An 11,869-nucleotide genomic window follows, 5' to 3' on the forward strand; every position below is an offset into this window, starting at 1 on the left:
TAACGCCGCCATCCTTTCGGACTGGCGGCGTTTTCATTTCAGGCTCAGCCGGAAAAGCCGCCCTCATCAAGATACTGCCGTTCCTCCGGCGTCGTTTCCCGCAGCAATATGTCGTTGCGATGCGGAAAGCGGCCGAAACGCTCGACGATATCACGATGTTCTTCGGCATGGTGCAGATAAAGCCCGCCAAGGGGCTGGTTCAGGTCACAGGCGCGCTGCTGGGCCGCAATATCCTCGGCATGGGAAAAGGGCAGATAGAAGAAAACGCACAGATCCTCGCTCACTGCCTGATCGTGACCACGGCGTATGGCCTCATCGGCAAACAGGCGTGCCAGTGGATCGGTGGCGTACATATGGGCAGTGCCACGAAAGCAGTTGCGCGGGAACTGGTCGAGAAGAAGCATCAGGGCAAGACTGCTTTCCGCACCGGCCAGCCAGCCATCCAGTTCACGCCGTGCAGCAGCGAAATGAGCATCGCGGAAGCGGTCGTGAAAGTGATTGTCGAAGGCGGCATCCTTGTCGAACCATTTGTCCGGCCCGGCCTTTTTCCAGAAATTGGTGATTTCGGCGGCAAGCGCGGCTGTGTCGTTTTTCATCGGGTGCTCCCTGTCAGTAATGCGGTGGCCGGGTGATGGCTGGCGCGTCCAGCGATTGCTCCTCAAGGCTCAGGAACCGTTCCGTCAAGCGGTCGAGCTTGGCGCGGGTCTGCTCCACCACCTTCCACTGTTCCGTCAGCTGGTCGGACAGTTCCTCAATGGTCTTTGCCTGATGCGCGATCGTTTCCTCGAGCACAATGATCCGTTTTTCGGTTTCCGACGTCATATCGACCTCTCTTTCCCGCCCTTCCTTGGGCTTAAAAGCGCGGGAGTCAACCATATGTCGCTTTCGTGAAGCGAATTCGTCACAACCGGTCCAGACACAAAAAAGCCGGCGATGCTTCCATCGCCGGCGTCTCACGGTTTGATATTGCTCAGTCTTCTTCCACGAAAACCTCTTCGCGTTTCTTCTTCACGCTGGGCAGGAAGACGATGATCAGGACGGCCAGAGCGATGAAAAGCAGGGTGGCGCTGATCGGGCGGGTGACGAAGGTCGTCGGATCACCACGCGACAGGATCATGGCGCGACGCAGGTTTTCCTCCAGCAGCGGCCCGAGCACGAAGCCCAAAAGCAGTGGGGCAGGCTCGCAGCGCAGTTTTACCAGCACGTAACCGATGAAACCGAAGAAGGCGACGGCATAGAGATCGAAGACATTGGAATTGACGCTGTAGACCCCGATGGCGCAGAAGGCCATGATGATGGGGAACAGCACGTAATAAGGCACCGTCAGGAGCTTCACCCACAGCCCGATCAGCGGCAGGTTGAGGATGACGAGCATCAGATTACCGATCCACATGGAGGCGATGATGCCCCAGAACAGCGCCGGCTGTTCGGTTGCAACGTTCGGACCCGGCACGATGCCCTGAATGATCATCGCACCAATCATCAACGCCATGACTGGGTTGGCTGGAATGCCAAGCGTCAGCAGCGGGATGAAGGAGGTCTGCGCGCCGGCATTGTTGGCCGATTCCGGACCGGCAACACCGGCAACCGCGCCATGCCCGAATTCTTCCGGGTTCTTGGAGACGCGTTTTTCCACCGTGTAGGAGGCAAAGGCCGCAAGAATTGCCCCACCGCCCGGCAGGATGCCGAGAGCCGAGCCGATAACCGTGCCGCGCAGCACCGGGCCGATCATGGCCTTGAAATCTTCCTTCGACGGCATCAGGCTACTGACCTTGGCGATCAGCACCGACCGGGTGCGTTCATTCTCGAGATTGCGCAGGATTTCCGCAATACCGAAGACGCCCACGGCGACCGCAACGAAGTTCAGACCATCGGCATATTCGCGGATGCCGAGGGTGAAGCGCGGCGTACCGCTATAGATATCCGTACCCACCAGACCAAGCAGCAGACCGAGCACGACCATGGCCAGCGCCTTGACGATGGAGCCATGGGCAAGTGCGATGGACGAGACAAGGCCGACGACCATCAGCGAGAAATATTCAGCGGCACCGAATTCCAGCGCGATTGCCGTCAGAGGTGGTGCGAAGATTGCCACGAGGAAGGTGGAAACCGTACCCGCGAAAAACGAGCCGATGGCGGCGATTGCAAGTGCAGCACCCGCCTTGCCCTTGCGTGCCATCTGGTAACCATCAATGGCGGTCACGGCGGAGGAAGACTCCCCCGGCATGTTGATGAGGATGGCCGTAGTGGAACCGCCATATTGCGCACCATAATAAATGCCGGCGAGCATGATGAGTGACGAGACGGGCTCCAGCTGGAAGGTGATCGGCAGCAGCATGGCGATGGTCGCCGTTGCGCCGATACCCGGCAACACGCCGATGAGGGTGCCGAGCAGTACGCCGATCAGGCAGAAAAACAGGTTTGCCAGCGACGAAGCGGTGACGAAACCGAGAGCGAGATTATTGAGCAAATCCATCGGGGCGCCTCAAAATTTAAGCCAGGGGCCAAAGCGCTGGAATGGCAGGCCGAGACCATAATTGAATACAGCGACGGAGAAGACCGTGATGGCGGCGGAAATAACGACGGCCATCAGCGGGCTCATCTTGTGCGAGGCGAAGGCTGCGATAAGCGCGCTGAAAAACAGGGCTGGTACGAAACCCAATCCGCGGACCGTGAAGCCGAAAAAGATCGGCGCGGGCAGGATGAAAAAAATCCCCCGCCAGGCGATGGCGCCGATGACATCACCCTGCACGCGGGTGGCGCGGAAGAATATGACGCTGCCGAGCAGGATCAGCACGATTGCCAGAACAAGCGGGAAATAACCCGGCCCCATGCGAAAGGCGGTTCCGATTTCCAGCCCGAAGGATTGCAAGGCGAAAAAAGCGCCAAAACCGATGAATATGGCCCCGCAGGCTGCTTCGGCAGGGTCAATGAAAAACGACTTCATGAAAGATGCCCCTCCACTGCGGCCGGCAATACACCGTTCCGCGCGTTAAAAATGACGGCAGAAAACCGGCGGCGAGACGCCGCCGGTCACTTCCTGATCATCAATCGGCATATTGGCCGGCGGACTCGATAACCGGCTTCCAGCGAGTGATTTCGCTTTCAAGCTTGGCTTTGAGTGCCGCAGGCGTCGCATCGCTTTCAGGGGAAGGCGTGGTGCCGAGTTCGGCAAAACGAGCCGCGACATTCTTGTCCTTCAGCGCGACCTGCAGCGACTTGGAGAGCTTTTCATTGATTTCGGCAGGCGTGCCCTTCGGCGTATAGATGCCGTGCCAGATACCCACTTCAAGCTTCGGCAGACCCGCTTCAACGACCGTCGGTACATCCGGCAGCACGTCAAGCCGTTTGGCCGTGGTCACGGCGTAAGCTTTGACGGTTCCGCCCTGGATCTGCTTGGTGGTGTTGGTTGTCTGGTCACACATTATATCGACCTGGCCGCCGAGCAGGTCGGTCATGGCAGGGCCGGTGCCCTTGTAGGGAACGGTGACGAGCGGCGTCTCGATGGCGCTCATGAACAACATGCCGCACAGATGCGATGCGGCACCGATGCCGGCATTGGCGACGGTGACCTTGTCCTTGTTCGCCTTGGCGTAGTCGATCAGGCCCTTGAGGTCCTTGGTCTCGAGGTTCTTGCGCGACAGGATGGTCATCGGCACTTCGGTGACCAGACCGACATATTCGAAGGCGTTCGTCGTATCGTAGGCGAGCTTGCGGTAAAGCGTGGCGCTGGTCGCCATGCCGATGTGGTGCAGAAGCACCGTATAGCCGTCCGGATCAGCTGCGGCCACGCGGCCAGCACCCAGCGTGCCGCCTGCGCCGCCGACATTTTCAACGATGATCTGCTGGCCGAGATCCTTCGACATGGATTCTGCGACAAGGCGCGCGACAGTATCCGTCGGGCCACCGGCAGCAAAAGGCACCACCATGGTGATGTTACGCTCGGGATAATTCTGAGCGGATGCGGACAGCGCAAAAAGGGAAACGGCAGCGGCGGCAGCAAGGCCGGTAACTGTCTTCAGTATTTTCATCGATTCCTCCCGGATGAAAATGATCGCCACTTCAGCCGCGCATGCTCCTCCATGGCGGCCGGGGTGACGGTATTTGCGATCCGGGATCGCCGTTCAGCAACGGTGCTCTCATCGCGGCGTCGACTTTTATCGCTATCGTGGCTGGCAATGGGTGGATTTCAACCCATAGGGCTTTATGCGTGGGTGGAAATCCACCCATCAGACCTCGGTCATGTGCCGATGCAGCCCGTATTTCTGCATTTTTTCGTAAAGCGTTTTGCGTGAAATGCCGAGGCTCTCATAGACGGATTTCAGATTTCCGCCATGCACGGCGATGGCATGCGCGATCAGGCTTTTTTCATAAGCGGCAACCCGCGGCGCCAGCGTCGAGGTGCCGTCATCATGAAACGCCACCGACGCCTCAGACACATCACTTTCCAGACCGAGCACGAAACGATCCGCGGCATTGCGCAACTCCCGCACATTACCCGGCCATTCCCGCAGCGAAACGGCGGAAAGCAGATGCTGCGGCACGTCCATATCCTCCCGCCCGTAACGCGCGGCAGCTTCCCGCACCAGATGCAGGAAGAGCAACGGTATGTCCACACTCCGCTGCGAAAGCGAAGGCACGAGAAGCGTCGCCACATTCAGGCGATAAAGAAGATCGGCGCGGAACCGGCCGGCCGCGACTTCCTGCTCCAGATCGACCTTGCTGGTGGCGATGAAGCGGACATCGAGTTCGACCGTCTCATTGGAGCCCAGACGGGTAATCACCCGCTCCTGCAACACCCGCAGGAAGCGCCCCTGCAATTCGAAGGGCATGGAGCCGATCTCATCCAGCAGGATGGTGCCGCCCCGGGCATGTTCGAACTTGCCATAACGGGAGCGCAGTGCGCCCGGAAACGCACCGGCCTCATGGCCGAAGAGTTCGCTTTCGATCAGCGTCTGCGGAAGGGCGGCGCAATTGATCGCGACGAAGGGCCGGTTGGCTCTGGCGCTGATATCGTGCAGCGCCCGCGCCACCACCTCCTTGCCTGCACCGGTATCGCCGACGATCAGCGTATCGGCGTCCGTCGCGCCGATGGCGCGGATGCGGTAGCGCAGATCAACCATGACCTGGGTTCTGCCGGGCAAGCGTGTTTCGAGATCGTCATGCTTGCCGGCCACCGCCTTCAGGCGGCGATTTTCCAGCACCAGCGCCCGCCGGTCATTTGCCCTCTTGATGATGCCGGCAAGATATTGCGGGGTGAAGGGTTTCTCGATGAAATCATAGGCGCCGTTGCGCATAGCATTGACCGCAAGCTGCACATCACCATGACCTGTCATGAGGATAACGGGTATTTCCGGGTCCAACTCCCGCACCTTCTGTAGCAGAGTCATGCCATCCATGCCGGGCATGCGGATATCGCTGACCACGACGCCATCGAAGCTGTAGCCTATCAGTTCGAGCGCGTGTTCGGCGCTTGCTAGCATGGTGACGGCAAAACCGGAAAGCTCCAGTGCCTGGGCGGTGGAAAAGCGCAGCTCCTCCTCGTCATCGATCAACAGAACGCGCGATGTTGTCATTCCGCAGCTGCCTCCACGCGCCAGGTGGCGGCTGGCAATTCGATCTCGAACTCCGCCCCGCCCTCTTCATGGTTCTTAACCCGCAGCTGACCGCCGAAATCCTTGATGATGTTATAGGAGATGGAAAGACCGAGGCCGAGGCCACGGCCTACACCCTTGGTGGTGAAGAAGGGATCGAAGATGCGCTCCGAAATCGCCGCCGGCACGCCAGGGCCATGGTCGCGGATGAAAATCGATACCGCCTGACCGTGCTGCACGGCCTGTAGCGAGATGCGGCGATCTTCCCGCCCTTCCACGGCATCGGCAGCATTGGAGATGATGTTGACGAGTACCTGCTGCAGCCGCACCGGACCGGCTTTCACGGCAAGCGGCACCGGACCAAGATCGACATCCAGCATTGCATCGGCGGCCTTCAGCCGCGGACCGACGATTTCAAGCGTATCGCGAAGGACGGTTTCCAGACCCACCGCTGCCGTTTTCTCGTTGGGTTTGCGGGCAAAGTTTCTGAGATGCTTGCTGATCGACGCCATACGGTCGATCAGGCCGGAAATACGCCTGAGGTTTTCCGTCACCTCTTCCAGCCGCCCGCGCTCCACCAGAAGCGAGGCGTTTTCGGCATAGTTCTTGGCAGCGGCAAGCGGCTGGTTGAATTCGTGAGACAGCGCCGCCGACATCTGCCCCAGTGCCGCGAGTTTGCCCGCCTGCACCAGATCGTTCTGCATCTTGCGCAACTGCTTTTCGGTCTGGCGTCGCTCGGCGACTTCGTGTTCGATTTCCTGATTGACCCGTGCCAGATCGGCCGTGCGCTCCTCCACCCGGCGCTCCAGTTCCGCCTGTGCCTCCGCCTGGTGGGTCAGGCGTTCGCGCAGACGCCGCCGTCTTTGCAGCATGGCGGCAATCAGCGCAGCGGCAAGACACAGGCAGAGGATGATCGCAATCATCGCCGTCTTGACCTGCGTGCGGAGCGAGCCCGTATCCATCAGCACGCTGACGGTCCAGCCGGCATCCGGCATGGGCTGCGACAGGACCATATATTCCCTCTCACCATCACTCTGGGCGATCGTCATCAGCTGGTGCGCGCCGAAATTGCCGTTTTTAAGCGGCAGTTCCGTGAGGGTCGCATTAGCATAACGACGGGAGGCTTCGGTGCGCGCCAGCCGCTCCGGTGTCAGCGGCATCAGGCCGGAATAAAGCCATTGCGGCGTGCCGGTCATGAAGATGATGCCTTCCGGGTCCGAAACCAGAATCCGGTTTTCGCCATCCCCAAAGGATGCCTCTATGCCTTCAATATCCACCTTGAAGACGATGACGCCCTTGATTTGTTCGTTGAAGAGAATCGGCGCGGAGAAATAATAACCGCGCTTGTGGGAGGTGGTGCCGAGCGCAAAAAAGCGGGACTTGAAGCCCTTGGCGGCATCCTGAAAATACGGCCGGTAACTGAAATTCTCACCGACGAAGCTCGTCGGCCCATCATAATTGCTGGCCGCGATCGTCTCCCCATCCAGCGTGATGATGTAGATATCGGAGGATTCCAGCAGGGTGTTGATGGATTTGAGGTAGACATTGGCGCGCTGGCGCAGGGTTGCATCCTTGGGATGCGCGACCAGTTCCTCGATGTCGTCATGATCGGCAATCAGCGCAGGAAGTGGCTCATAGCGGCTCAGGAGCCCACCGAGTGCCGAGACGGCGAGCCGGAGCGTCGTGCGGCCCTGATCGGACATTTCGCCGAAATAGCTTTCCGCGATGATGCCGCCACCTCTCGTCACGGCGCCATAACCGAGACCCAGGCCGAGAAACATCAACAAAATCCAGCGATATTTCACCGAAACTCCCCTCCTGCTGCAGGCCTCAAACCCGCTCTCCACGAAAGAGTGTAGGAGGAGTGGCGGAATTTTCCAAGTGAGCGGAAAAGTCAGCCGGGCAGTGCTGAAAACAAAAAACCGGCCACAAGGACCGGTTTTTTGCAAAATAGGATTTCAGAAAAGCTTATGCGCTTTCCTTCGGCGTCAGAACCTGACGGCCGCGATACATACCGGTCTTCAGATCGATATGGTGCGGACGGCGCAGTTCGCCGGAGTTCTTGTCTTCAACGTAGGTTGCAGACTTGAGACCGTCAGCCGAGCGGCGCATGCCACGCTTGGACGGGCTTGTTTTTCTTTTTGGTACAGCCATTTTTGTTACTCCACTTAAGCGGCGAAACAACGGAACCGGCCAGAACCAAAGGCCGAATGTCGGATGTCTCGATATCGGAAATTTGGCGCGCTTATACATGTCCAAACGGGCTTTGACCAGCCCTGATGCGCATTTTTTCCGATTCAGCGGAAACAGCGCGACGCACCACCCTCAGGCAGCGCAAATCGTGCCCGACCTCCTATCGAAAACAACGCGCTCAATGAAGTCATCCATATTCTGAATTCACAGAAGGCTGGCTTCCACGGTCAATGCGCCTCGTCCCAATTGTCGGCCGCGCGCGCATCCACTTTCAGCGGCACCCTCATGGAAATTGCCGGCATGGCCGCATCTTCCATGACAGAGACGACGACAGGCAGGGTCTTTTCGATTTCCGCTTCCTCGACTTCGAAGATGAGTTCGTCATGCACCTGTAACAGCATGCGTGCGGAGAGCTTTTCCGCCTCCAGCGCCGGCTCGATGCGGACCATGGCGCGGCGGATGATATCGGCGGCCGAGCCCTGGATCGGCGCATTGATGGCCGCGCGTTCGTTGAAGGCTTTCACGGATGGGTTGGACGAGCGGATTTCCGGATAGTGGGCGCGGCGGCCGAAGATCGTCTCGACATAACCATTCTCGCGGGCGAACGCCTTGGTCGCTTCCATGTAGTCCCGAATGCCGGGAAAACGTTCGAAGTATTTCTTGATATATTCGCCCGCCTCTGAGCGGGCGATGCTGAGCTGGTTGGCGAGGCCGAAAGCGGAAATGCCGTAAATGATGCCGAAGTTGATGGCCTTGGCGCGGCGGCGCACTTCCGACGGCATGCCTTCAACCGGCACGCCGAACATTTCCGATGCCGTCATCGCATGAATGTCGATGCCGTTTTCGAAGGCGTTTCTAAGCTGCGGGATATCGGCGACATGGGCAAGCACGCGCAGTTCGATCTGGCTGTAGTCTGCCGACAGAAGCTTGTGTCCTGGCGTGGAGATGAAGGCCGTGCGAATCTTGCGGCCTTCGGCGGTGCGGACCGGGATGTTCTGGAGGTTCGGCTCCGATGAGGACAGGCGCCCCGTGGTGGTGGAGGCGAGCGCGTAGGAGGTGTGCACCCGTTTCGTTTCGGGATGGATGTAGCCGGGCAGCGCATCCGTATAGGTGGATTTCAGCTTGGTGAGCTGCCGCCAGTCGACGATCTTGCGCGGCAATTCCGCACCTTCCGCCGCGAGGTCTTCCAGAACCTGTGCCGATGTCGACCATTGGCCCGTCTTGGTTTTCGAGCCGCCGGGCAGACCCATCCTGCCGAACAGGATATCGCCGAGCTGCTTCGGCGAGCCAATGTTGAAACGCTCTCCCGCCAGTTCGTAGATTTCCTCTTCGAAGCTCGCAGCCTTCTGCGCAAGTTCGCCGGAAAGGCGCGACAGGATTTGACGGTCGACGGTGATACCGCGCTCTTCCATATGCGCCAGTACCGGCACAAGGGGGCGTTCCAGCCGCTCATAAACCTTGGTCAGCCGCTCCGAGACGAGCCGGGGCTTAAGCGCCATCCACAGCCGCAGGGTGACGTCAGCATCCTCAGCCGCATAGGCGGTTGCCTTGTCGATGTCGACAAAATCGAAGGTGATGCTCGACTTACCCGATCCCGTCACGTCCTTATAGGCGATCGGCGTGTGACCAAGCCAGCGTTCGGAGAGCGTATCCATGCCATGCGTCGTCTTGCCAGCTTCGAGAACATAGGAAATCAGCATCGTGTCATCGAAGCTCTGCATAACGACGCCGTGGCGTTTCATCAGCAGGTAATCATATTTGAGGTTCTGCGCGATTTTCAGAACAGCTTCATCTTCAAGCAGGTCCTTCAGGCGCGCCAGAGCTTCGGCAAAGGGCACCTGCCCTTCGGCGAGCTTGATGCCATCACTGAAGAGATCACCACCTGAGCCGGTCTTGTGGGTCAAGGGAACATAGGCGGCGCGGATATCCGTGCCCGAGGCATCCTTGCCATTATCGGCAATGGCCAGCGAAAAACCGACAAGTTCGGCCTGCATCGGGTCAAGCGAGGTCGTTTCCGTATCGAAGGCGACGACGCCTGTCTCCCGGGCGGCGGCGATCCAGCGATCCAGCGTCGCGAGATTCCTGATCGTCGTATAGGCGGTCGTATCGATCTTGGCGGCGGCAAAAAGCGCCTGTCGCGCCGTGGCGAGATCGGCGGGCGCGCTGCCTTCGCCAACCAGCTTTTTTGCGGGAGCGGCGTCCGAAGCCGGCGTATTGGTTGCCTCAGCGGACACATCACCAGCCATAGCGGCGGCCGGCGCATCGAGATCGGGGCCATGGGCATCGGCGCCCCATTGAACCGGCACATTGGCGGGGCCGATGGCAGAGGCATCGCTGTCAGTCGCTTCAGCGACGCGGCGTGTCAGCGTCGTGAATTCCATTGCCTTCAGGAAGGCAATGAGCTTCGGGCCGTTCTGCGGTTCCAGCACCAGTTCTTCGAGGGTCTGATCCAGCGGCACATCGGTCCTGAGCGCCACAAGCTGCCTGGAAAGGCGGGCAAGCTCCGCATTGGCGATGATGTTTTCCCGGCGTTTCTGCTGCTTGATTTCGCCTGCCCGCGCCAGAAGCGTATCGAGATCGCCATATTCCTCCAGCAATTGCGCCGCCGTCTTCGGCCCGATGCCGGGAATGCCTGGGACATTGTCGGTGGAATCGCCGGTCATCGCCTGCAGGTCGATCATCTTTTCGGGGCCGACGCCCCATTTTTCGATGACATCGGGAACGCCGATCTGCTTGTCCTTCATGGCGTCGTACATATGTACATTGGCTGTCACGAGCTGCATCAGATCCTTGTCGGACGAGATAATGGTGACATCGGCGCCGATCGCCTCGGCCTGTCGGGCATAGGTTGCAATGATGTCGTCCGCTTCGAAGCCTTCCGTCTCGATGCAGGGAAGGTTGAAGGCGCGTGTCGCCTCGCGGATCAGACCGAATTGCGGCACCAGATCTTCCGGCGGCGCCGAGCGGTTGGCCTTGTAGAGATCGTAAAGCTCGTTGCGGAAGGTTTTCGACGAATAGTCGAAAATCACCGCAAAATGGGTCGGTGTGACGCCGACATCGGTATTGCGCGCATCCTTCAGGAGCTTCCACAACATGTTGCAAAAGCCGGAGACGGCGTTGACCGGCAGCCCGTCCGACTTGCGGTTCAACGGCGGGATGGCATGGAAGGCCCGGAAAATGAAACCGGACCCGTCAACGAGGAAAAGATGATCGCCTTTTTTCATGGGTAGCATGGATAACGCGGGGCCGTTTTTACGTCCACTGAAACTTCACACAACACACTGTAAAGCGCGGGGAATGATACGGCCGGAGAGGCCCACAAAATTCACCGGAACGTTACCGATTTGTAATCCGCCCTTCCCTTGAAAAGCCGCATTTGCAGACACATTTGTTAGAGGACGGCGCCTGATCACGCCGTAGTCTGATAGCTGGCTCGTCCCCCGCCGCGTCAGACCGGACAAAGGCCTTTCCCCCTCTCCGGGCCTTTGTCCTCCAATATGACCGCCATGGCCGACCCCTCCCGGCCATGGCGGTTTTATTTTGCGCCCCGTTTGGGCTGGCCTAAACATATCATGCGATATATATCGCGCTATTGAAGTTGCCGGCTTTCCGCTGGCGGCGATGTGGTATGGACAGAAGAATGGGTTTTTCCCGGGACGAATCGGCAATCTATCTCGCCGCGAAGATGGCGCGGGAATTTACCATGGCGCTGCAGAAAAGAGCCGCGGCGCTCGGTTTTTCTCCCGGCCAATTTCCCATCCTCATCGAGCTCTGGCATGAAGAAGGCCTGACCCAGCGGCAATTGCTCGATAGAATCGATGTTGAACAGGCGACGCTTGCCAACACGCTTTCACGCATGGAACGTGACGGGCTGATTGTCCGCAAAGCCCACCCTAGTGACCGTCGCGCACAGATCATCGAACTGACCCAGCGAGGCAGGGATCTGGAGGCGAATGCCATTGCCGCTTCCGAGGCTACCGAAGACACATTGCTTGCGGATTTCCGGCGCTTCGAGAAACAGCTTTTGCTGGAATATATGCGCAGGGCGATCGAAAGCGCCAAAAAAGCAAAATAACCTCCGC

Annotated in this window: 10 protein-coding genes; 1 reads left to right on the top strand and 9 read right to left on the bottom strand. The window is 59.0% G+C overall.

Annotation, left to right across the window (positions count from 1 at the left end):
- Positions 1 to 44: 44 nt before the first annotated feature.
- The 9 genes from O8B93_RS03120 to polA form a co-directional block, all read right to left on the bottom strand.
- The gene (locus O8B93_RS03120) at positions 45 to 596 is read right to left on the bottom strand and encodes a DUF924 family protein (RefSeq protein ID WP_269708341.1); all 552 of its coding nucleotides are present in this window, start codon (positions 594 to 596) and stop codon (positions 45 to 47) included.
- 13 nt (positions 597 to 609) lie between these two features.
- The gene (locus O8B93_RS03125) at positions 610 to 822 is read right to left on the bottom strand and encodes a SlyX family protein (RefSeq protein ID WP_269708342.1); all 213 of its coding nucleotides are present in this window, start codon (positions 820 to 822) and stop codon (positions 610 to 612) included.
- A 148-nt stretch (positions 823 to 970) separates the two neighbouring features.
- The gene (locus tag O8B93_RS03130; protein ID WP_142840753.1) at positions 971 to 2,476 is read right to left on the bottom strand and encodes a tripartite tricarboxylate transporter permease; all 1,506 of its coding nucleotides are present in this window, start codon (positions 2,474 to 2,476) and stop codon (positions 971 to 973) included.
- A 9-nt stretch (positions 2,477 to 2,485) separates the two neighbouring features.
- Entirely contained in the window at positions 2,486 to 2,947 is a 462-nt protein-coding gene (locus O8B93_RS03135) for a tripartite tricarboxylate transporter TctB family protein (protein WP_046799131.1), read from the bottom strand.
- Positions 2,948 to 3,047: 100 nt separating this feature from the next.
- Positions 3,048 to 4,031, bottom strand: coding sequence for a tripartite tricarboxylate transporter substrate-binding protein (locus O8B93_RS03140; protein WP_269708343.1), 984 nt, complete (start codon positions 4,029 to 4,031; stop codon positions 3,048 to 3,050).
- A 198-nt stretch (positions 4,032 to 4,229) separates the two neighbouring features.
- Entirely contained in the window at positions 4,230 to 5,576 is a 1,347-nt protein-coding gene (locus tag O8B93_RS03145) for a sigma-54-dependent transcriptional regulator (protein WP_269708344.1), read from the bottom strand.
- Positions 5,573 to 7,375: a sensor histidine kinase gene (locus O8B93_RS03150; protein ID WP_269708345.1), complete on the bottom strand. Its 1,803-nt coding sequence runs from the start codon at positions 7,373 to 7,375 to the stop codon at positions 5,573 to 5,575. Before O8B93_RS03150 ends, O8B93_RS03145 begins: the two co-directional genes overlap by 4 nt.
- 187 nt (positions 7,376 to 7,562) lie before the next feature.
- Complete coding sequence (rpmF, locus tag O8B93_RS03155) at positions 7,563 to 7,748, bottom strand: 50S ribosomal protein L32 (protein ID WP_003507205.1); 186 nt, start codon at positions 7,746 to 7,748, stop codon at positions 7,563 to 7,565.
- A gap of 266 nt (positions 7,749 to 8,014) precedes the next feature.
- The gene (polA, locus tag O8B93_RS03160; protein ID WP_269708346.1) at positions 8,015 to 11,011 is read right to left on the bottom strand and encodes a DNA polymerase I; all 2,997 of its coding nucleotides are present in this window, start codon (positions 11,009 to 11,011) and stop codon (positions 8,015 to 8,017) included.
- A gap of 416 nt (positions 11,012 to 11,427) precedes the next feature.
- Here polA and O8B93_RS03165 point away from each other — a divergent pair, with 416 nt between their 5' ends.
- Positions 11,428 to 11,862, top strand: coding sequence for a MarR family winged helix-turn-helix transcriptional regulator (locus O8B93_RS03165; protein WP_269708347.1), 435 nt, complete (start codon positions 11,428 to 11,430; stop codon positions 11,860 to 11,862).
- Positions 11,863 to 11,869: the final 7 nt, after the last annotated feature.

Origin of the sequence: Martinezella rhizogenes (assembly GCF_027460065.1) — a bacterium.
In the GTDB taxonomy this organism is placed as follows: domain Bacteria; phylum Pseudomonadota; class Alphaproteobacteria; order Rhizobiales; family Rhizobiaceae; genus Agrobacterium; species Agrobacterium rhizogenes_C.